General features: G+C 65.5%; 21 protein-coding genes and 1 tRNA gene. 14 read left to right on the plus strand and 8 right to left on the minus strand.

Features of this window, described 5'->3' with window-relative positions; genetic code table 11:
- The first annotated feature begins 262 nt into the window (after window positions 1–262).
- The 4 genes from L21SP4_RS02985 to L21SP4_RS03000 all read left to right on the plus strand — a co-directional run bounded on the left by L21SP4_RS02985 (window position 263) and on the right by L21SP4_RS03000 (window position 2931).
- Window positions 263–339, plus strand: a tRNA-His gene (locus L21SP4_RS02985).
- Window positions 340–364: 25 nt separating this feature from the next.
- Window positions 365–625, plus strand: coding sequence for a GIY-YIG nuclease family protein (locus L21SP4_RS02990; protein WP_074041371.1), 261 nt, complete (start codon window positions 365–367; stop codon window positions 623–625).
- 63 nt (window positions 626–688) lie between these two features.
- Window positions 689–1822, plus strand: a complete 1134-nt coding sequence (locus L21SP4_RS02995) for a glycosyltransferase family 4 protein (RefSeq protein ID WP_052881267.1) — start codon at window positions 689–691, stop codon at window positions 1820–1822.
- A complete protein-coding gene (locus L21SP4_RS03000) occupies window positions 1819–2931 on the plus strand; it encodes a glycosyltransferase family 4 protein (protein ID WP_082116482.1) in 1113 nt (370 codons plus the stop codon). The genes L21SP4_RS02995 and L21SP4_RS03000 overlap by 4 nt, the downstream gene beginning before the upstream one ends.
- A gap of 1092 nt (window positions 2932–4023) precedes the next feature.
- Here L21SP4_RS03000 and L21SP4_RS03005 read toward each other — a convergent pair.
- From L21SP4_RS03005 to L21SP4_RS03035, 7 genes are all read right to left on the minus strand, one after another.
- On the minus strand, window positions 4024–4407 hold the full coding sequence (locus tag L21SP4_RS03005; RefSeq protein ID WP_052881269.1) for a response regulator: 384 nt from the start codon (window positions 4405–4407) through the stop codon (window positions 4024–4026).
- A 16-nt stretch (window positions 4408–4423) separates the two neighbouring features.
- Window positions 4424–5227 (minus strand): ExeA family protein, encoded by an 804-nt coding sequence (locus tag L21SP4_RS03010; RefSeq protein WP_052881270.1) that lies wholly within the window; start codon window positions 5225–5227, stop codon window positions 4424–4426.
- Between the two features lie 90 nt (window positions 5228–5317).
- On the minus strand, window positions 5318–6523 hold the full coding sequence (locus L21SP4_RS03015; RefSeq protein ID WP_052881271.1) for a glycosyltransferase family 4 protein: 1206 nt from the start codon (window positions 6521–6523) through the stop codon (window positions 5318–5320).
- Window positions 6520–7575, minus strand: a complete 1056-nt coding sequence (locus tag L21SP4_RS03020) for a DegT/DnrJ/EryC1/StrS family aminotransferase (protein ID WP_052881272.1) — start codon at window positions 7573–7575, stop codon at window positions 6520–6522. The genes L21SP4_RS03015 and L21SP4_RS03020 overlap by 4 nt, the downstream gene beginning before the upstream one ends.
- Window positions 7572–8390 (minus strand): hypothetical protein, encoded by an 819-nt coding sequence (locus L21SP4_RS03025; protein WP_144413731.1) that lies wholly within the window; start codon window positions 8388–8390, stop codon window positions 7572–7574. The genes L21SP4_RS03020 and L21SP4_RS03025 overlap by 4 nt, the downstream gene beginning before the upstream one ends.
- Window positions 8391–8459: 69 nt before the next feature.
- A complete protein-coding gene (locus tag L21SP4_RS03030; protein ID WP_052881274.1) occupies window positions 8460–9071 on the minus strand; it encodes a PIG-L deacetylase family protein in 612 nt (203 codons plus the stop codon).
- Window positions 9040–9798 (minus strand): WbqC family protein, encoded by a 759-nt coding sequence (locus tag L21SP4_RS03035; protein ID WP_052881275.1) that lies wholly within the window; start codon window positions 9796–9798, stop codon window positions 9040–9042. The genes L21SP4_RS03030 and L21SP4_RS03035 overlap by 32 nt, the downstream gene beginning before the upstream one ends.
- 89 nt (window positions 9799–9887) lie before the next feature.
- On the opposite strand from L21SP4_RS03035, the gene L21SP4_RS03040 reads away from it, so the two are divergent.
- On the plus strand, window positions 9888–11336 hold the full coding sequence (locus L21SP4_RS03040) for a PHP domain-containing protein (protein ID WP_052881276.1): 1449 nt from the start codon (window positions 9888–9890) through the stop codon (window positions 11334–11336).
- 216 nt (window positions 11337–11552) lie between these two features.
- Here the strand turns inward: L21SP4_RS03040 and aroQ are convergent, their stop codons facing one another.
- Window positions 11553–12014 (minus strand): type II 3-dehydroquinate dehydratase, encoded by a 462-nt coding sequence (gene aroQ / locus L21SP4_RS03045; protein WP_052881277.1) that lies wholly within the window; start codon window positions 12012–12014, stop codon window positions 11553–11555.
- A 157-nt stretch (window positions 12015–12171) separates the two neighbouring features.
- On the opposite strand from aroQ, the gene L21SP4_RS03050 reads away from it, so the two are divergent.
- From L21SP4_RS03050 to L21SP4_RS03085, 9 genes are all read left to right on the plus strand, one after another.
- Entirely contained in the window at window positions 12172–12501 is a 330-nt protein-coding gene (locus L21SP4_RS03050) for an STAS domain-containing protein (RefSeq protein ID WP_052881278.1), read from the plus strand.
- Between the two features lie 22 nt (window positions 12502–12523).
- Entirely contained in the window at window positions 12524–13192 is a 669-nt protein-coding gene (locus L21SP4_RS03055) for a response regulator (protein ID WP_052881279.1), read from the plus strand.
- Window positions 13193–13501: 309 nt separating this feature from the next.
- A complete protein-coding gene (locus tag L21SP4_RS03060) occupies window positions 13502–14080 on the plus strand; it encodes an acyltransferase (protein WP_052881280.1) in 579 nt (192 codons plus the stop codon).
- On the plus strand, window positions 14070–15683 hold the full coding sequence (locus L21SP4_RS03065) for a glycoside hydrolase family 44 protein (protein ID WP_082116486.1): 1614 nt from the start codon (window positions 14070–14072) through the stop codon (window positions 15681–15683). Before L21SP4_RS03060 ends, L21SP4_RS03065 begins: the two co-directional genes overlap by 11 nt.
- A complete protein-coding gene (locus tag L21SP4_RS03070) occupies window positions 15668–16690 on the plus strand; it encodes a polysaccharide biosynthesis/export family protein (RefSeq protein ID WP_052881282.1) in 1023 nt (340 codons plus the stop codon). Before L21SP4_RS03065 ends, L21SP4_RS03070 begins: the two co-directional genes overlap by 16 nt.
- A gap of 22 nt (window positions 16691–16712) precedes the next feature.
- Window positions 16713–18983, plus strand: coding sequence for a GumC family protein (locus L21SP4_RS03075; protein WP_052881283.1), 2271 nt, complete (start codon window positions 16713–16715; stop codon window positions 18981–18983).
- A gap of 1 nt (window position 18984) precedes the next feature.
- Entirely contained in the window at window positions 18985–19119 is a 135-nt protein-coding gene (locus L21SP4_RS13345) for a hypothetical protein (protein ID WP_256381200.1), read from the plus strand.
- Window positions 19106–20842: an O-antigen ligase family protein gene (locus tag L21SP4_RS03080; RefSeq protein WP_052881284.1), complete on the plus strand. Its 1737-nt coding sequence runs from the start codon at window positions 19106–19108 to the stop codon at window positions 20840–20842. Before L21SP4_RS13345 ends, L21SP4_RS03080 begins: the two co-directional genes overlap by 14 nt.
- 133 nt (window positions 20843–20975) lie before the next feature.
- Window positions 20976–21521 carry an acyltransferase gene (locus L21SP4_RS03085; protein ID WP_052881285.1) on the plus strand — a complete coding sequence of 182 codons (546 nt, stop codon included), beginning with the start codon at window positions 20976–20978 and terminating at the stop codon, window positions 21519–21521.
- The last annotated feature ends 56 nt before the right edge of the window (window positions 21522–21577 follow it).

A 21577-nucleotide genomic window follows, 5' to 3' on the forward strand; every position in this document is an offset into this window, starting at 1 on the left:
GACGACTCATTTTCTACGGTGGATGTAGCTCAGTTGGTTAGAGTCCTGCTGTCCAGCAGGATGGCCTTGGAGGCTGTGTTTTTGGGTAAAGCCTTGATTTCCCGGTCTGAATCCGTACCCTGATCGATTCATTTTCTACGGTGGATGTAGCTCAGTTGGTTAGAGTCCTGCTGTCCAGCAGGATGGCCTTGGAGGCTGTGTTTTTGGGTAAAGCCTTGATTTCCCGGTCTGAATCCGTACCCTGATCGATTCATTTTCTACGGTGGATGTAGCTCAGTTGGTTAGAGCGCCAGGTTGTGGCCCTGGAGGCCGCGGGTTCAAATCCCGTCATTCACCCCATGTTCCTCAACGGTTCGATCCAGCCGTGTATTTCGTATATATCCTCTACTGTCCGGAGACGGGCTTGTCCTACGTCGGGCACACCAGCCACCTGATCCTTCGCTACTACGAGCATCGGGACGGGATGAGTCGTTGGACGCGGCGGATGCGATCGCCTTTCCTGGTCTACTGGGAGCATTTTGAATCGCGTTCCGAGGCGATGCGCAGGGAGAAGTATTTCAAGCACGGCTGCGGTTTCCGTGTGCGGGGGGAGATTATTCAGCGGTTTACGGTGGAGTGGATGTAGCTCTCACGCATCGCGCGCAAAAATCGGATTCCAACCGCGTCCGGGATGCATTAAGTTCGATCCATGGATCGACGGCCCTATGTCCTGCACGTGATCACCCGTATCGACGGGGGCGGTTCGGCCGTCAATACGATGCTCAGCATCGACGGGTTGTCGCAACGCGGCCGGCGCGTGAGGCTGATCACGGGATCGGCGCCGCCGGAGACGGCGCGACGCGGGGACGTGACGATCCTTCCCGCCCTTCGACGCGATATCCATCCGTGGCATGACCTGCGTGCGCTTTTCGGTCTCGTGCGCCTCATCGGCCACGAACGTCCCGATATCCTCCACGTGCATTCGTCCAAGGCGGGGCTGCTCGGAAGGATCGCGGGCCGGTGGTGCCGCGTGCCCCGCATCGTCTATACGCCGCACGGGCACGTCTTCGGCGGCTATTTCTCCCCGCCGGTCGCGCGTTTCTATCTCGCACTCGAACGCTGGGCGGCGGGATTCACGGACCGGCTGGTCGCGCTTACGGCCACGGAGCGTGACGAGGAACTCGCACTGAACATCGGACGGGAATCCCGGTACGCCGTGATCCCCAGCGGGGTGGACCTCGGGCGCTATGCCGGACCGGGGCCCGGCCCGGAGGCGCGGCGGCGCTTCGGCGTGCCGGAGGACGCGACGGCGTTCGGAACACTTGCACGCCTGGAACCGGTGAAAGGCGTGGACATCGCGCTTCGCGGGTTCGCCGCCGCACGCGAGAAAAACCGGGATCTCTTCTTTCTTGTGGCGGGCGACGGGGCGGAACGCTCCGCGCTGGAACGCCTCGCGGATGAACTGGGCGTCCGAGATCACGTTCTCTTCACGGGTTGGACCGGTGACCCCCGCGCTTTTTTCGGCGCGATCGACGGGTTCGTGCTCGCCTCGCGCAACGAGGGGATGGGCCGGGCCGCCGTCGAGGCGTCGGCCGCCGGTCTGCCGGTCATCGCCTCCGCAGTCGGAGGGCTCAACGACGTGGTGGCGGGCGGGGAAACGGGGCTGCTGTTCCCTCCGGAGTCGGCGGACGAACTCGGGGCCGCCATGCTGGAACTGGCGGGCGACCCGGATCGGAGGCGGAAGATGGGCGCGGCGGGCCGGGCCCGGGCCGGCTTGTTCAGTCTGGAGGCGATGATCGACGGGCTGGAGCGGCTGTACGACGATCTGGAGCGCGAACGATGAGAGTGCTCGTCGACGCGCGCGAATTCGTGCCCGGCCGGATCACGGGGATCGGGCGCTACCTGCTCAACATCCTCCTTCCGCTGAAAGACCAGGGGGATGCTCCCGAGTGCATCCTGGCGGGCGACCCCGCGGCGATGCCGCCGGAACTGGCGGGACCGCGGTTCCGCCGGGTCGCGGTCCCGGTCCGCCAGACGCAGCTCGCGGATCAGTGGGGTCTGCCGCATCTGGCCCGCCGATGGGAGGCGGACATCTTCTTCTCGCCGTACTACAAGGCCCCCCTGCGGTGTCCGGCTTCGGTCGTGCTGAGCGTTCCGGATGTCGCCTTTCTCCACCTCCCGGACGGTCCGCGCGGATTGAAGCGCGCGCTGGTGAAGGCCCAGCTCAGGGCGTCGCTGCGCAGGGCGGTGCGGGTGATCGCGATCTCGGACTGCACGCGGCGCGATCTCATATCGTTCGAACCCTCGGCGGCCGGAAAAATCACGGTGGTATACAATGACTACCCGGCGGCGTGGGACCGCCCGCTTCCGGGGGGGTCCCCCGTGGACCGACCATTCATGCTCTACGTGGGTACGTTCAAACCGTACAAGCACGTCGACACGCTGGTCCGGGCCTGCGGTCTGCTGCGTGAACGGTTCCGGGAGCGGAGATGGAAGCTGGTGCTCGTCGGCGGCGCACCACCGGAAGAACGCGCGAAGATCGAGGCGCTGATCCGGGAGAAGGGTTTGGAAGACCTGGTCGAGCTGCGGTCGGGGCTGCCGGACGACGAACTGCGCCGTCATTACGCCCACGCGCGGTGGTTCGTGACGGCGTCGGGCTACGAAGGGTTCGGCCTGCCGCTGCTCGAAGCCATGGCCGCGGGTTGTCCGGCGGTCTATCACCGCGCCGCGTCCATGCCGGAGGTGGTCGGGGACACGGGGATCGCGTTCGACGATCCTTCGCCGCAGACGGCGGCCGAGGCGATGGCGCGGGCCATGGACGAAGACGAGGCCGGGCGGGACGCGCTCGGACGCCGGGCGAGGGAACGCGCGGAACGTAAGTTTGCGCCGGGCAGCTGCGCCGCGGGGACGTGGGACGTGATAAGGGATGCCGTCGGGGGAGGGGGGGGGTAGTTTCGTGGCAACAACCCGCTTCGCGGGTTTCGTGAAAGTCGGGGGGGGAGATCGTGGCAGGCCCTTACGGGCTTCGTGGCAGTCGGGGGGAGAGTCGTGTCAACGGCCCATACGGGCCTCGTGGCAGTCGGGGGGAGAGTCGTGGCAACGGCCCTTACGGGCCTCGTGGCAGTCGGGGAAAGCTCCGTTCCTCCGAGGCGCGCAGCGCCGTTGCCCCGAGCGCAGCGTTGTCCCGAGGCGCGCAGCGCCGTTTTCACGAGCGAAGCGTGGGGGAGATCGTGGCAGTCGGGAAAACCGTGTCAACGGCCCATACGGGCCTCGAGGCAGTCGGGGAAAGCTCCGTTCCTCCGAGGCGCGCAGCGCCGTTGCCTCGAGCGCAGCGTTCCCACGAGGCGCGTAGCGCCGTTTTCACGAGCGAAGCGTGGAAGATCGTGGCAACAACCCGCTTCGCGGGTTTCGTGAAAGTCGGGGGGAGAGTCGTGTCAACGGTCCAAGGGCCTCGTGGCAGTCGGGGACGTGCCGTTTCCCCGAGCGCAGCGTTGTCCCGAGGCGCGCAGCGCCGTTTTCACGAGCGAAGCGTGGGGGAGATCGTGGCAGTCGGGAAAACCGTGTCAACGGCCCAAGGGCCTCGTGGCAGTCGGGGAAAGCTCCGTTCCTCCGAGGCGCGCAGCGCCGTTGCCTCGAGCGCAGCGTTCCCACGAGGCGCGTAGCGCCGTTTTCACGAGCGAAGCGTGGAAGATCGTGGCAACAACCCGCTTCGCGGGTTTCGTGAAAGTCGGGGGGAGATCGTGTCAACGGCCCATACGGGCCTCGTGGAAGTCGGGGGAAATGCCGTTCCACGAGCGCAGCGTTGTCCCGAGGCCGAAGGCCGTTTCTCCGAGGCGCGCAGCGCCGTTGCCTCGAGCGCAGCGTTCCCACGAGGCGCGTAGCGCCGTTTTCACGATCCCCCCCGAGGCCGAAGGCCGTTGCCACGAGCGCAGCGTTTCCACGAGGCGCGCAGCGCCGTTCCCACGAGCGAAGCGTGGAAGATCGTGCCCTCCATTTGATCCGTGCTCGTGCCGGAATGGAAAGCCATCAACGCAGACCTGATCTTCAATCCGCCATCAGCCCCCGCAGGGTCTGCTCGAACGATTCGATCGTGAATTCACCCTTCTGCACGACCGCGTCGCAGGAACCGGACAGTTTTTCCGTCTCCTGCTCGGAGGTGTTGGCGCCGGTGAGGATGATCGTTTTCATCTGTTCAAAAAGGGGATTCTGCCGCACGTAGTCCAGCAGGTCCCACCCGGTCAGTTTCGGGAGCAGAAGGTCCACGATCATGATCCGGTAGAGGCCGGGCGAGGAGTCCAGTTTCTTCATCGCCTCTTCGCCGTTGCCCGCCAGGTCGTATTCGAGGTTCATGCGGCGGAGCAGCTTGGAGAGCAGCTGCTGGACGGGTCGCTCGTCCTCGACGATTAAAACTCGCTTGGGCCTTTCCATGATATTCCCTTTCGCTTCAGTTCAAGTCCCTGCAGGTCTCCTGCAGAAGGTCGAGGTCGATCTTCCTGGAATCCGCCATGGCGGCGGCGGTCAGCGCCAGGTCACAGATCCTGTTGATCTCGCGCGGGTTGCCCCGCGATTCGGTGGCGATGACTTCGTAGCAGGCGGGATCGAAGACATCGGTCGGTCCGTCGGCCTTCCGCAGCCGGTGACGGATGTAGGGCTCGGTTTCGTCGGGATCGAGCGGGGGCAGGTGCCACTTAAGTTCCAGCCGCTGGGCGAGGGGCGGCACCTTTTTGAGCTGTTCGCCGAGTTCGGTCTGGCCGAGGAGCACCACGGTGATCAGCGGCCGGTAATCGGGCTGGTAGTTCAGCAGCATCCGCAGTTCCTCGAAAACGCGCGCGTCGGGGATCAGGTGCGCCTCGTCGATCGCCAGCACGATATGCCGTCCCGCCGAAGAGGTGCGCTGAAGCAGGTCGTTGATCCCGTGCACCACGTCGTATTTGGTTTCCCCCTTCAGTTCCCAGCCCAGGCAGAAGGAGATTTCGCGGAGGAGTTCCACCGGTTCGAGCAGCGGATTGACCACCTGGCCGGTGACATACCGCGCCGCATCGAGCCGGCTTGAAACCCAGTTCCAGAGGAGGGTCTTGCCGGTGCCGTAATCGCCCGTGAGAAGCGTGAAGGCGTGCTGCTTCTCGATAGCCAGCCGCAGCCGCACCTGGGCCTCCTCGTGCCCCCGGCTCTCGAAGTAGATCCGGGGGTCGGTATGATTGGCGAACGGCGCCCCGGAAACCCCCCAGAACTCGCATAGATCAGGCATTACCGTGCTCATGGCTCGGACTTTACCCGGGCCCGTCGGGGAATTCAAACTGTTTGTTCTGGTCTCAAGTTGCAGGTTTCTCACTCCCTCTTACTCTGACTCTGACTCTGACTCTGACTCTGATTCTGATTCTGATTCTGACTCCGCCCCTCTCCTCTTCAGAGCGGCGTGTTCCAGCATAGCCACGAAGACGTACAGGAGGACGACCTGGAGAGCGATGACCAGCGATTCGAGCAGGGTCGAATGGATCAGTCCCAGGGCGTCGAGGGCGATGGAGAAGTTGAGCAGCCAGACGACCAGCACGGTTTGCGTGTGGCTCCATCCCAGCATATTGAAGCGGTGATGGATGTGGTCCCTGCCGGTGTAGTTGATCCACTGCCGGACGGTCCGCACCCGGCCGTCCGCGATGCGCGCGACGGTGGTGAAGATCATGTCATAGATGGCGACATTCAGGATGACGACGGGAACCAGGAACGAGGTGATGTTCTGGCCCCGGGACTCGGACCACGTTCCGAGCAGGCCCAGCGCCGCGAGCATGAATCCGATCGTGGTGCTGCCGCTGTCGCCCAGGAAGATGCGTCCCGGCCGCGTGTTGTAGCCCAGGAAGATCACGCAGGCGGCGCCCAGTGCCGCCGAACAGTAGGCCAGCGCGGGCTGGTTGAGCATCAGGGCCAGCGCGGTGAAGGCGAACGCGCTGCCCGCGCCGAGGCCGGAGACCAGTCCGTTCATTCCGTCGAGGAAATTGACCGCGTTGGTGATGCCCACCACCCAGAGCACGGTAATTCCCAGTTCCAGCGCATGACCCCACCACGTCGGCGGAAGGAACGTGACGCGGATTCCGCCCGCGATCAGGATGAACGTCGCGGCGAGCTGCACGAGAAAACGCAATCCCGCGCGCACACTTACATAGTCGTCGATGACACCCACAAGAAATACGGGGGCGGTGGCGAGCAGGACGATGCGCACTTCGAATATCGAGTGGTAGCCCGACAGCACGCCGATCAGGATGCCCGCATACAGCGCAATGCCGCCCCAGCGGGGCACGCTGTATTCATGAATCTTGCGCGAACCGGGGTCGGGGATGTCCAGTGCGCCGAGACGCCGGCCGAGTTGAATTACGGGCGGGGTGAGCACGAACACCGCCGCCGCGGTGACGAAGGCCACGAGGGTTACATGACGAAGCCCCGTCCAGGCGAAACGGGTAATCAGCGCGGCGAGCGCGAAAAGCACGAGGCACCCGGTGCCGCCGATCGTCCCCCCCGTGAAAAAAGGCAGTCTCGAATCCTCTTCGCTCACAGATGCAGCTCCTTTCGGGCCGCGCTGAGCGTCCGGCCTGTAAAGTCCGCCTCTTCTTCCGTCAAAGCGGCGTAGAGCGGAATGGAGAGGTAGCGCTCGAAGGCGTCCTCCGTTCGGGGACAGCGGTCGCCGGTGGCCCGGTGGACGGGGCGGCGGACGGGCCGGCGGGCCGCGATGCCGCGGCGCTGGAAGAAGTCCTCGACTGCGCGGGCCCGCTCTCCGCAATCGAGAAGATAGCGGAAACAGAGGGTCTGCGGCGCAGGTGTGCCGCTCATCCGCCGCCGGAGCGAGAGCGGGCCCGCGGCCTCGTCGTAGCGGTCCGCGAGCCATTCGCGCCGCCGCCGGCGGGTTTCCAGGGTGTCCACCGAGCGGCGGGCGAGCGCGGCGTGGAGGTCGCTCATCTTGAAATTGAAGGCCCGCGGGTCGGGCTCGCCCTTATCGCAGTCCCGCAACCGCCGCAGCTCCTCCGCGCAGCCGTCGTCGTTTACCAGGACCGCTCCGCCCTCGCCGCCGGGCGCCAGCTTGGTGGCGTAAAAGGACAGGATGGCGAACGATCCCGCCATACCCATGGGCCGGCCGCCGGGCAGGGCGCCGCCCAGCGACTGGGCGCAGTCTTCGATGACCGGAAGGCCGCAGTCTGCAAGTGCCTCCACCGGCGCGGCGAATCCGCAGGTGTGGGGGAGGATGACGGCGCAGGTGCGGTCGTTGATCCGGGAGGCGACCGCCTCCGCCCGGGGGACGACGCCGGTGGGGGGCAGATCGACGCACACCGGGCGAAGGGCGGCGTGATGGGCGGCGGCGTAAAGCGAGTGACAGGTGAAGGAGGGCATCAGGACTTCGCCCTCCGGACTCCGCGCAACGACCGCCAGGGCCAGGTAAAGCGCAGCCGTCCCCGAAGAGACCGCTACCGCCCGGCGACCCTGAAACCGTTCCTCGAGCTGCCGTTCCAGCGCTTCCGTTTCAGGGCCCTGGCCGAGCCGGCGGCCCCGCAGCGCCTCCGCGACGGCGTCTTCCCCGGCGTCGTCCGTTTCGGGCCTGGAGTGCGGGATCATGATTCCGGGCCGTCGTCGGCCGTCATCTCCACGATACGGTCTTCGAGTTCCGTGTAGCGGCGGAAAAAATTGAGCCAGAACGTGCCGGCGTCGAACCCGTACAACCCGTCGAACGGCGCTTTGCGCCGCTTATCGCCGCGGCTGCCGTCGAACACAAAATAACCCTTGCCGAGCGGAAGCTCGCCGAAGACCGCCAGCCCCGATTCGCGGAAGACGGTCCGGAAGGCCTCTTTGGCATAGTCCGAATGCGGGATGTAATACCCGTGACGCACCATGCGGACGCGGTAGACCCCGATGTTGAGCGGGTGATAGGGGATTTCCTGGTGGTCGGAGGCCAGGTTCACGACCCGGGCCAGAAGGACGTCGGGGGCGTCTTTTTTGGGGAGCGCCAGCCAGCGGATGCCGAACGCCGATTCAAACGAACAGTCGCCGCGCATCCACAGGATGCCGCCTTTCTCAACCCAGCGGGAGAGCAGATTGCGCTCCGTTTCACCCAGGTCGTGCGAGGTTACCGAGGTCATCTCCACAATACCGCGCGGTCCCGCCTGCTCGAGGTGCTGTTCGAGATTGGGCATTTCCTCCGCGGTCACCTTGGTGACCGGAAGAAGCGAGTAGATCTGCCACAGGGTCTCGGCGGAAGGCGTGGCGGTCGTGAACGGCGCGACATCCTTGTCCCAGCTCTCGCGCAGCCGGGTGGCCGCCGCGGGATTGAGCGCCTCCGCGTTCGGGGGGGTGACTTCCGGGGGGCGGTTGATGCACGAGACGAGCGCGAGGGCGGCAATCGCCGGCGCGGACAGTTTGAGTGCGGTCAACATAACGACTCTCCCGTTGAGGATGGCGGCGCGCATATCGTTCCTTATGCGATGAGGTTAATATAAATGCGTTCAGAGGGGAAGCATTACGCGCAGCGGATCGAAGGCCTCCGCGTAGCGCACTTTGGCGACGAATCCGTAGTACATCGCCAGGGCGCGGACGCTGGCGCACATGTCCAGCCCGGCCGGATTCGGTTTGCCGGTCTGAGAGGCGTGGGCGGAGAGCAGATCGACCTTGCGCCCGAGGACCTCGCCGATGTCCACGAACGTGTGACCGCGGAAGTCGATCGAGGTGTAGTCGTGGTAATAGAGAAGGTTCTTCACGTACCGGCACGCAGCGGAGGTGCTTTTGGCAAGGGCGCGGTGATCCTGGTGTGAGTCCTCGGGGGAGTTGACCAGCACGAGGTCCGGCTCGATCCGTTCCACGGCCGACTCGACCACCGTAATCAGTTCGCGGCCGTAGACGAGCGAGGTATCCCTGAATCCGCCCCAGTTCAATTCCGCGCCGAGCAGGTCTGCCGCGCGTTCCTGCTCCTGCTGCCGGACGCCGGCGGTGGCCTCGTCGATGCCGCACGTCATGACGAGCAGGTGGATCCGGTGGCCCGCGTCCGCCGCCTTGAGCAGCGTACCCCCGCACCCGTATTCGATGTCGTCAGGATGAGCCCCGATGGCCAGCAGATTCATACGCCGCCTCCTTCCGGTAGGGTTTCGCCGTTCCCGAGCCGACGATGAGTTCGCGGCCCCGTTCGGGCCCGGCATTGAAGAGCAGGTCCAGCGCCGACATGCACGGCTCGAACTCCTGTTCCGCGCCGGCGACCACCTGGGGGTACGCCGGATGCTCGAAGTGCTGAAGATGCAGGTCGAGCCCCTCTTCGTCGAAGGCGCCGGTATCCATGTAGTGCGGGCCGTCCTTCCCGCTGAGGTACGTGTCGCATCCGAGATGACGGCAGAGGTCGATCAGGCGACGCGTGGGTTCCCTGCGCGTCTGCGGGAGGGCCGAGGCGGTCTCGAAGGCGGTCTCCAGCCCGAACGCGTCGCACAGCCAGCGCACGGTGGCCTCGTTGAGCTGCGCCAGGTCCCGCCAGGGGCGGTCGATCAGCTCGTGGAGCGAGTCCCGGTATTCCCGGTAGTAGGGCGCCTTCCCGTAGCTCGTGCTGATCGCGGTCAGGACCTTGCGCCGCCAGGGTTCTCCCGCGGCGGGCTGCACGTCGTGGATGGGATCGCCGAAGTGGAAGCGCACGGGCACCGTCAGCCACATCCACCCGCCGGGGGTGCGGATGCGGTTGCGGTTCTGGTACTCGTTCTTCTTGAACTGGACGTGATCGAGGAACACGAATACGTCCGCGAGAGCAATCTTGTTCAGATACCCGAGCCAAGGCATGAACTGCGGTTGGTGTATCGCGCAACGCATTACGGCAGCCTCCGGGAGCGAGGATAAGTGGACATTTCGCCTTCCTCAAGCAAACAAAGCCGACTATTGTGCGGGAGACGGGAGGGCCTATGAGATCGCGCCGTATCGCAGCCTTCATGGTAGGGATCGCGCTGGCCGCGGGGTTCGCCCGTGCGGACGACTACCGTTGCGCCGTGCATATCCACTCCCGGGCCTCGTACGGAGGCGTGTACGGGCTGGAGGAGCTTTCCGCCCTCGCGGAGCGGCGGGGTATCGACGCCGTGTTCCTGACGGACAGCCACGCGCTGCAGGCGGAATACGGTCCGCCCCCCTTCCGCCACCTCGCCGCGGTCCGCTACAATCTGCCCTCCGTGATGACCCTGGGTCCGCGCCGCTACCTGCGGGAGATCCGGCGTTATAATGAGTCCGGCTCGGGGGTGCTGTTCGTGCCGGGGGTCGAAGTCATCCCGCGCCACTACTGGGACGACCGCATCGCGCCGCCGCGCTGGACCCTGCACAACACCCAGCGCAATCTGATGCTGCTGGGGTGCGAAAAACCGCGGGTGATCCGCCGCATCCCGGCCACGCTGGGATTCCTGCCCCGTCGCGACCGCGCGGCCCGGGGGCTGGTGGCCCTGCTCGTGGGTGCTGTCCTGGTGCTCGCGAGCGGATACCTGTGGTTCCCGGCGGCGGCCTCGCGCTGGGACCGTCTCTCGCTGCGCGCCTGGAAAGGACGGTACCTCGTGCTCGCCCTGCTGCCGCTGATCGCCGCGGCCGCAATCCTGGAGATCGTGTTCGGCTCCTTCGATCGGTACGACCTGTACGGCGCGCGCAGGGACTGCGATACGGAACAGCGGGTGATCGATTACGGTCAGCGCCACGGCGCGTTTGTCTACTGGGCGCACCCGGAGGCCTTCGATCACCACGAATGGGGCCCGCTGACCATGGATACGCGTCCGTATCCCGAAGTGCTCAGCAAAACCCGCGGCTACCACGCCTTCGGCGTGCTCTACGAACAGGAGACCACCCTCTACCGCGAAGGGTCGCGCTGGGATACGGTGCTCCGCGAGGTGCTCCAGGGCGCCCGGATGCGCCCCGTGTGGGGCATCGGCGAAATGCTCTACCGCGAAGAGGGCCATGCGGGCAAGCAGCTCGGAAATGTCGACACCGTCATCCGCGCCCCCGCGCTCACCCGCGACGCCCTGATGGGTGCCCTGCGTCGCGGCCGCTTTTACGCCAGCCGCCGCAATCCGTCGACGGACGAACGACTCACCCTCCGCGACTTCACGGTGAACGGCGTGTATTGCGGGGGCTACGCGCGGACCTCCGACGGTGCGGCGACCGTGCAACTCTCCGTGGGCGGCAGCGCGACGAATGAACCCGTCCGCGTGGCCGTGATCCGCGACGGAACACTCTGGCGGGAAGAGCATGCCACGCCGCCGTTCGAGCTGGCGTGGACCGACGACGAAATTCGCTCCGGCGAACGGCACTACTACCGCTGTTATGTCGAAGGCGCCTATCCCGTGCGCCTCGTCGCCAACCCGGTGTTTGTGGAATAGAGCCGTATCCAAAGGGTTATTCGTAGAATGTTTTGTCCGCGAGCGGGGGGCGGCCGCAAATCACCCGACAGCACGGGCGCGGCTTCAAAATCGATACCGGCACCCGTCATGGAGACAGGAAGGACATGATGGCTGATCGGGAAGGACACCGCGAAGCGCGCGCGAAAGGTCACGCGATCGTCGACCCTCCGATTATTTCCTGCGGCGAAACCCTCGTCACGTCGATGAAAGGGCGTCGACGAGCGCTTCGAGCGCGAGTACGTAGCCCAGTCCTCCGAATCCGGCGATCTGTCCGATGCAGGCCGGGGCGGTCAGGCTCGCGTGGCGCACGGGTTCACGGGCCTGGATGGACGTGAGGTGTACCTCCACGGCGGGGACGCGGTCGGCGACGGCCTTCAGGGCGTCGGCGAGAGCCAGACTGGTGTGCGTGTACGCCGCCGGATTGATCACCAGCCCATCCGCCTGCCCCGGCGCAGCGCCGATCCAGTCGACCAGATCGCCTTCGTGGTTGGACTGACGGAACTCGAGTCCGATCGGTTCATCGAGCTGCTCCGCCAGCTCGCCCGCGCGCTCCTCCATCCGGGTGCGGATGGACTCCAGCGTCTCCACGCCGTACAGCTCGGGCTCGCGCGTGCCCAGAAGCTGCAGGTTCGGTCCGTTCAGTACGAGGATGTTCATTCCGCCTCCCTTGCTGCGGACGCATATTGCCGCGGCGCCGGGGCGGTGTCGAGTCCGCAGTGTCCCGGCCCCCGTTTGTGTGTGACAAAGGTGCGCGCGGGTGCTTAGATGCGTCCGGCGCGGCAGTAGCGCGGTCATTGTCAGTGCGGGAGGGGTTATGGACGTCGAAGCACAGCGGACGCAATTCATCGAGGTGCCGTTCGAACATCTCGACGCAGCCAATACGGAAGAGGTCAAGGACTTCGTCCGCGGCGAGATGGAAGAGGTGAAGGGAACCCGCGTGGTGCTCGATATGCACCGGGTGCGGTTCGTCGACAGCGCCGGTCTGGGCGTGCTCCTCGCTCTTCTCCGCTGCACGGCCCAGCAGGGCGGCGATCTCGCGGTCTGTAACCTCGTCAAACAGGTGCGCTCGCTCGTGAGCCTGGTGAAACTCGAAAGGATTATCCGCGTGTACGGGTCGCGGGAGGAAGCGCTGGGAACCGCCTGACCCCGCCGCGCGGAAGATAGGTATGACGGAGTCCGTAATCGGCGCCGGGGTGCTGCTGGTCGATGACGAACCATCGGTCCGCAGACTGTGCGAAAAAATGCTCCGCGACGCGTGGGAGGTGCGCTCGGCGGGGAGCATCGCGGAGGCCGAGACCGTGCTGGAGCAGTTTTCGCCCAAGGTCGCGGTGTGTGATTTCAAACTTCCCGACGGCGACGGGTGCGCGTTCCTGAAAATGCTTCTGGAACGCGACGCCAAGATACAGCGCATCCTGCTTACGGGCTATACGGACCCCGAAATGATGCGGCGCGGGATCAATGAGGCGCGACTGTTCCGGATGATCGGGAAGCCGGTGTCGACCGCGGAACTGCGTGCGGCGGTCGAATACGCAGCGCTGGAATACGACATCCTCGATACCGCGGAGTACGTCGCGGCGGAACACGACCGGTTCAAGCAGGAACTGGAGAGCTGGCCCTGCCGCGCCGAACGCTGGGCCCGCTTTCTCAACCGCAGCCTCGTCCAGTTCGGCCGCTTCCTGGTGCGCGCGACGGCCCTCGTCACCGTCGCCGTCGGGATCTGGATCGCCCTCGGATTCTTCGGTATCGTGTTCCTGTATTTCATGAAATCCTGGTTCGGCGTGGATCTCCTGCCGCATGCCCACATTGAGAATCTCGTGCGGGGGATCATGCGGTGAGGAAGAGGAAGAGGAAGAATCAGAATCAGAGTCAGAGTAAGAGGGAGTGAGAAACCTGAGACCTGAGACCTGAGTAAGAGGGAGTGAGAAACCTGAGACCTGAGACCTGAGTAAGAGGGAGTGAGAAACCTGAAACCTGAGACCTGAGTAAGAGGGAGTGAGAAACCTGAAACCTGAGACCTGAGTAAGAGGACAGAGTCAGAGGAAGAGTTTGAAACCTGAGACCTGAGTAAGAAACCTGAGACCTGAGTGGGTTAAAGTTCACCACACCGGAGACTCCGGGGATCGGCGCGGAAGGGCGGCGTGACGATGACGAATGCAATCGACAAGTGGCGTGAACTCTGGCGCGAGGAATGCGGACCGGTCTCGCCGCGCTGGGGTCTGGCGAGCCTGCTGGAGGCCCCGCTGCCCGCGGGCGCGATGGGGCGGCTGCGCTCGCGGCTGTACCGGTGGGCCGGGATGAAGATCGGCCGCGGAACGGTCGTGCTCGGCCCGATCCGGCTCAGGGGCGGGGCGGGGCGCGTCGGTCGGCTCACCGTGGGGCGCGACTGTTTTTTGAATGACGGGCTCTACTTCGATGCCGCGGCGCCGATACGGGTCGGGGACGGCGTTTCGCTGGGCATGGATGGTCTCTTCACGACGGTGGGCCACGCGGTCGGAGCGCCCGGGTTTCGCGCGGGCGAGCGCTCGCCCCGGCCCATCACGATCGGCGACGGCGCCTGGCTCGCGGCGCGGGTCACGGTGCTCCCGGGGGTGACCATCGGCCCCGGAACCATCGTCGGCGCGGGCGCCGTGGTGACGCGCGATCTCCCCGCCCACGTGTTCGCGGCCGGGGTTCCGGCGAAGACGGTGCGTTCTCTCGAAGGGGAGCAGAGCGATGAGGTTTAGTCCCCGCCGGAGATGGATTGCGGCGCTCGGAATGCTGGCGGGGTTCAGCGCGGCCTGCGGGGATCCGGACGCGGTCGCCGGATGGCATGCGGTGATCCGGCCGAATGAGGACGCTCGCCCCATCTCCGAACGGATCTACGGAGTCGCGGCGGCGGATGAGGACGATATCGAACAGCTCGCCATCCCGTTCGTCCGCTGGGGCGGCAACACGGCGTCGCGCTACAACTGGGAACTCGGCAACGCCTGGAACACCGGCGCCGACTGGTATTTCGAGAACGTGGCGGTCGAGAGCAACGCCTGGCGCCGTTTTCTGCGTCGCTGCCGCGACCACGGAGCCGCCGCAATCGTGACCGTCCCGCTCGTCGGGTGGGTGGCGAAGGATACCTCGTCGTACAGCTTTCCGGTCGAACGCTACGGGCCGCAGCGAAAGACCGATCCGCACCGGCCCGACGCCGGTGACGGGGTTCGTCCCGACGGCTCTCCCGTTCCTCCCGGCGATCCCTCCCTGACCTCGCGGCCCATGACCCCGGATTTCGCCGCGCAGTGGGTCCGCGCGATGCGGCGCGAGTTCCCGGAGATGTTCGCGCAGCGCCGCATCGTGCTCGCCCTCGGCAACGAGCCGATGCTCTGGGACAAGACCCACCGCGACGTCCATCCCGAGCCGGTGTCGTACCGCGAATACCTGCGGCGTTTCACCGATATGGCCGTGCGGCTCAAGGACGAGGCGCCCGACACGCCGATTGCAGGTCCCGAGTTATGGGGATGGCCGGCGTGGTTCGAGTCGGCGCGCGACCGGGAATCGGCCGGCGCTCCGGACCGGCGCGCGCACGGCAGCGATTTCGTCCCGTGGTTCCTGGAGCGGATGCGCGAATACGAGCGCCGGCACGGCACCCGGCTGCTGGACATCCTGACCCTCCACTACTATCCCCAGGCGGAAGGCGTGTTCTCGAAGCGCAACGACCCCGCCACCTCGGCGCGGCGGCTGGAGGCGCCGCGCTCGCTGTGGGATCCCGAGTACCGCGATCCCTCCTGGATCGGCCGGCGCGTGCGCATGATTCCCAGGATGCGCGCCTGGGTGAGGGATCACTATCCGGGCACGCGGATCGGCGTCACCGAATACAACTGGGGTGGCGAACAGGCCTTCAGCGGGGCGGCGGCGCTGGCCGACGCGCTGGGCATTTTCGGCCGCGAGGGTCTCGACGCCGCCTGCTACTGGACTGTGCCCCCCGCCGATTCCGCCGCGCGCCGGGCCTTCAGTCTCTACCGCAATGCCGACGGGAAGGGCGCGAAGTTCGGCGATACCTCCCTGCGGGTCGAATGGCGCGGAGCCGGGCCGGAGTACGACGAACTCACCCTCTACGCCGCCGCGAGCGGATCGCCCGGCGCGTTCACCGCCGTCGTCGTAGGCAAGTCGCCGCACCCCGCGCCATTGCGGCTCTCGATGCCTGAAATTGACATCGTAAGCATGCGCGGGTACGTTTTCGGAGAAACACGGCCGGAAATCCTTCCCCTTGGGGAGGAACGGATTGAGGTCGTAGACGGGTCCGCCCGATTATGGTTGCCGGGAATGAGCATAATACATCTTCGATGGGCCGCGCAGTGAAGCTCTCGCTGATGCTGCTCTCCGTTGCGCTGCTGACGGCGGGCGCCGGATGCCGGCACGCCGGGACTCCGTCCGTGGAGGAGATGGTCGCCAGTTTCGAGTCGCAGGCGGCCGCGGAAGAGGCGCGCGACGGCCACTCATTCGATCCCTCGCTGCTCGAGGTGTCCCGCGAGCGCTACAAGCTCGGTCCGGGTGACGTCATCGAGATCTTCGCCACCGACATCCCCGAGCTGAACCGCAAGTACACCCTCGGCCCCGACGGCCGCCTCACGCTCCCCGCCGTGGGGGTGGTCGACATCGACGGCCTCACGCGCGAGGAGGCGTCCAGGCGTATCGAAAAGGATCTGCAGCCCTTTTACCGCAACCCGCGCGTCGACATCCTCGTCGCCGAATATCTCAATAACCGCATCTACGTGCTGGGCGAGGTGCGCAAGCCCGGCGAATTCAATTTCAAGGGGCGGCCGATGCTCCTTTCCGCGCTGGCGCTCGCCCAGGGCCTGACCGATCAGGCCGACATGCGGGCGTGCACCATCGTGCGGGGCAAGGACGTGATGATCCAGGTGGACCTCTACGAACTCCTCCGCAGGGGCAACCGCTCGCTCAATCTTCCGCTGATGCCGGAGGACACCGTGTACGTGGGGAGCAATCAGGAGGACATGTACTACGTACTCGGACAGGTCCAGAGTCCGGGCGCCTTTCCGCGCACGCGGCGCGTGGATGTGGTGCGGGCGGTCGCCAAGGCCGGGGGGCTCACCGAAAATGCGATCAAGAAGGAAGTGCGCCTGATCCGCCGCCGGCAGGGCCGCGACCCCGAGATCAAGGTGGTCAACCTCGCCGCCATTCAGCGCGCGCGGACCGGCGGGGAGGAAATCGCGGTGATGAACGGCGATATCATCTACGTGCCCCGCCGCGCGCTGGCCACCTTCAACTACGTACTGCGCCAGGTTACGCCTTCGCTCAACCTCTTTTTGCTGGGGGACGCCATCCTGGGCGACGATGAAGACTAGGCTGAAGGATTCATAAAATACGATGATCGAACGGCAGCCAGCAAATGTGGAGCGGAAGGATGACGAGAGCGGCTTCCGGCTGGGGGATTTCAGTGTGAAGTTTTTCCTGGAGATCTTTTTCCGGCGCAAACGGTACTTCCTGATCCCCCTCGTCGCCGTGCCGCTGCTCAGTATCCTCGTCAGCTTTCTGGTCCCGTCCTCGTATATGTCGACGACCACGATCATGCTGACCAAGTCGTCGATTCTGAATCCGCTCGTCCGCTTCGAAACCGCCGTCTCGCTCCAGGAGTACAATCGGCTCGGAACCCTGAAAAAGATCATCTACAGCCGGCCCGTCATCGAGAAGGTCATCGAGGAACTGGATCTGGACCGGGACGTGGGGTCCCCCCAGGAGCACGAGTGGCTCATCGACGACGTGCGCAAGAATATCCACATCATCTCGCTGGAAGAGGACTCGTTCGAACTCGGCTGCACGGCCGACACCCCGGAACTCGCCAAGCGGATGGTCGAGACGGTGAGTAACCGTTTTATCGAGCGCAGCCTCGAGGGCAGCCGCGAAGAGGCGTCGACGGCCGTGACGTTCATCGAGAAACAGCTCGTCCATTACGAGAACGAACTCAACGAGGCCAAGGCGCAGCTCAAGCAGTTCGAGCAGGAGCACATCGATACGATCCGCCGGGCGAGGGCGATCGAGGGCGATCTGGAGAAATTCCGCGAGCGGGTCATGGAGACGGAGATCGAGCTTCAGCGCGCGAAGCTCCAGGCGGACCTGCTCTCCGACCGGTTGACGAACCAGGCCGCCGCGGTCGCGTCCGACGCCTTCGCGGTTCAGGACTCGCCGTACCAGAACCGGTACCGGGAGCTGAGGCTGAAGCGGGCCGAGCTGCTCTCCACCCGCGAGTCCACCCATCCCGAAGTCGAAAAGGTGGACCGGCAGATGGAGGTCGTCCGGGACCTCATCCAGGAGGAGAAAAAGAAGATGCAGTCCTCCTCCCCGGAGGATATCCAGTCGCCGATACGCCAGCGCACGCTCGCCTCGCTGCAGGAGGCGCGGGTGGAGCAGCAGGCGCTGCAGCGCAGTCTGGAGGAATACCGCGCGAGGGCTGAAGAACTTCGCCGGCGCGTGGCCCGCCTGCCCGAGCTGGAGAACCGGCACGACCGCCTCAAGACCGAGGTGGCCAATGTGCGGGAAGTGTACGACTCGATGCGGATGAAACTCGAACAGGCGCGCATCTCGCGGGCGGTGGAGGTCCAGCAGCAGGAGAACCGGTTCAGCATCATCAATCCGCCGCTGGCCCCCCTCAGTCGCTACCAGCCGATCCGCAAGCTCTACGCCGCCGCCGGCGTGCTCGGCGGACTGGTCATCGGATTCGCCCTCGTGGTCGCCCTGGAGTTCTTCGACCCGAGACTCCTGCGCGCGTCCGCGTTCGCCGCTTCGTCGGGGGTCCCGCTGGTGGGCTCCCTGCCGCGTCTCCACCGGCGCACTCCGGAGGGCGCGGACGACGACACCTCGCTGCGCGTGATGATCGCCCGGCTTTTCGGATCCGTGACCTGCTGGTTTTACGGGAAGAGGGTGGAGCTTCCGGAGTCGTTTCCGGAGGACCTGCTGCTGCGGCCGGAATGGCTGGCCGACGGTTCGAAGGCCCTGCCGCCACAGGAACAGCGCGCCCTGCAGATCATGCGCGAGAAGATCCGGGCCCTGAACCTGCGGATACGCGAACGCTGCGCGGACGATTCGGGATCGATCTGGACGCTCGCGAGTCCGGCGTCCGGCGAGGGCAAGACGCTGCTCGCGGCGAACCTGGCCTCCGTGTACGCGGTCGACACCGGGAAGCAGGCGGTGGTCCTCGATGCGCATCTCGAGCAGCCGGACCTGTCGCGCCTGTTTGGCGCCGCAGGCAAGCCGGGCCTGACCGACCTGGTTCGCGGAAACGTCTCCCTGGATCAGGCGCTGCACGAGACCGGCATCCCGGGTCTTTCCGTCCTTCCGGCCGGGGGCGCGATCGACAACCCCGGCGCGGTGTTCGAGTCGGCCGAGTTCGAGGATGTCCTCAGGGAACTGCGCGACCGGTTCACGCTCACGGTGGCCGAAGTTCCCGGCCTGCACCGTCAGGCCCACGGCCGCCTGCTGGCCGAGAAGGCGGACGGGGTGCTGCTGGTGGGGCGTTATTACTCCACCCGGCGCGACCGGTTCCGCGCGGCGGCGTCCGAGCTTTCGGCCGCACCGCTCATCGGCTGCGTGGCCGACGGTGAGGAGTACTGGATACCCGACTGGATCTACCGCTGGACGTAACATGGACCTCGTGCTGGCCATGATCGCCCTCTATATCGCCGCCGGCATGACGGTCGACCGGATCCGCTTTTCGACGGTCCTGGTGCTCGCCGCCGTGAGCACGCTGTTCATCCTGATTAAATATGCCGCCTTCTGACTACAGCGCCACCGCACCGCCCTCCGGCTCCGCACGGGACGGGGAGCCGATACGCCGGCATGCGCTCAACGCCTGGGCGATCGTGCTGAGCCTGTTCGCGGTCTGGCTGATCTGGAAGACGGAGGCGAACCTGTTCGCCGTGCCGCTGGCGGTGGGTGCGGCCGCGCTGCTGGTGGCGATCGTGTACCGGCTCGAATTCGGCATCTACGCGCTGCTCGCGTCCGTGATGATTTTCGAGCAGTTCCAGATTTTCGGCATCCCCGACCCGATCACCGGCAATGTGCCGCTCTATGAGAATTTCAGCAATCTTACCGCCATGAAGATCCCGCTGTTGCACCCGGTTTGGTTCGCGCTGCTCGCGGCCGCGATCGGCGCGGGCTGTTTCGCGCGCCCGGCCTTCCGGTGGCTCGAGCCGCGCGTGCCCCGCGCCCGCTGGATCGCCGCGGCCGCCGGGGTCGCGGCCGCCGCGGTCATCGCCGGCGTGCTGATCGTGCCGTCGCTGCGCTATCGGCTGATGGGGTGGGCGGGCCTCATAAACGCGAAGCCGACGCTCAATCCGGTGGAGCTGCTGATCTTCCTGATGCTGGTGAGCTGGTTCGTTCGCGCGGCGATCTCGCCGGACTGGTCGCTGCGGCGGAGCCCCAACCTGTGGATTGCCGTGCTCTTCGCGGGGGTGCTCGCCCTCTTTACGCTGCTCGGACTCGCCCGCGGCGGCGACCTGAAGGCCGCGCTGTGGGAGGTGCGCGCCCTCTTCTACCTGATCGCGATGTACGTGTTGGCCGTGCAGTTCATCCGGCGGCCGTCGCAGGTGCGGATCTGTATCTGGATCGCCATTCTGGGGGTCACGTTCAAGGGGCTGCAGGGCTGTTACCGCTACTTCGTGACCCTCGGCGGGTCGCTGGGCGACGCCCCCGCCATCACGTCGCACGAGGACGCGGTGTTCATGTCGACCATGTTCGTGCTGCTGGCGGCCCTGTTCCTGACGGGGGCGTGGAAACGGAAGGAATTCGCCGTGCTCGCCGCGGGCTTTGCCCCCACGTTTCTCACCTTTGTCCTGACCCAGCGGCGCATCGCCTATGCGGTGTTCGCACTCAGCCTGATCATCGTCTTTTTCCTGCTGCCGCGTGCGAAGAAGTGGTTCGCGATGAAACTCGCCCTCCCGCTCCTGCCCCTGATGCTCGTCTACACGGTCGTCTTCTGGAACAGCTCGAGCACCCTCGCCCTGCCCGTCCGGCAGATCAAGTCGGTGTTCATCACGGGCGAGGAGGAAGATACGTCCAACACCTATCGCAGGATCGAGAACTACAACATGATTCAGACGATCCGGCAGAATAAGGCGGGGCTCGGCTTCGGGCGCCGGTACCTGGTGCTCGTCCCGCTTCCCGCCGTGGATTTTCCTCTCTGGGACTATATCCCGCATAACTGTATCTACTGGATGTGGGCCAAGACGGGATTCGTCGGGTTCCTGGCCTTCTGGTTGTTCTTCGGGCTGATGATGACCCGATCCACCATCCTCTACCGCCGTCAGCGCGACCCGTACCGCCAGGCCGTGTGCCTGATGGTCATCACTTTCATCGCCAGCCAGATCGCCGTGGCCTATTACGACCTTCAAATCACGTTCTACCGGAATATGATCTACCTCGGCGTCGCCATGGCCCTGCCGGAGGCGCTGAGAAAAGAGGAAGTGGGAGGGGAGAGAGAGAGTGAGAAACCTGAAACCTGAGACCTGAGTAAGAAGAATCAGAATCAGAGTCAGAGTAAGAGGGAGTGGGAAAGCTGAAACCTGAGTAAGAAGAGTCAGAGTCAGAGTCAGAATCAGAGTAAGAGGGAGTGGAAACCCACCCCCGGAGTTATATATGCTGAGTAAACTGCTGCTTTACCTCACCAATCACGTGATCGCGCATGTCCCGTTCCACGCCGTGCGGCGCGGCTGGTACCGGCATGTGCTGGGTTTCGAGATGGATGCGCACGCGACGATTTTTCTGGGCGCCTACTGCTATTTCTACCGCCCCTGCCGCCGCGGCGGCGCGGCGGTGCGGATCGGGGAGGGCGCGGTGATCAACCGCGACTGTTCGCTGGACTGCCGCGGGGGGCTGACGTTCGGGAAGCATGCCAGCGTCTCGCCCGAAGTCATGTTCATCACCTCGGAACACCTCAAGGACGATCCCGGTTTCGGGGTCCGCGACGAGCCGATCCTCGTCGGCGACCGCGCCTGGATCGGTTCGCGCGCCGTGATCCTGCCCGGGGTCACCCTCGGCGAGGGCGCGATCGTCGCCGCCGGCGCGGTCGTGACCCGGGACGTGCCGGCGTACGGGGTGGTCGGCGGCGTGCCCGCCAAACCCATCGCGGAACGCTCCCGCGACCTGCACTACGAACTCAACTTCCGCCCGTGGTTTGAATAGCGGGGAAGGCGGGACGTGAAAGGGGGGTCGTGCAGACGATCCTGCCTGCTCTTCAT

This window comes from Kiritimatiella glycovorans (assembly GCF_001017655.1).
Lineage (GTDB): Bacteria > Verrucomicrobiota > Kiritimatiellia > Kiritimatiellales > Kiritimatiellaceae > Kiritimatiella > Kiritimatiella glycovorans.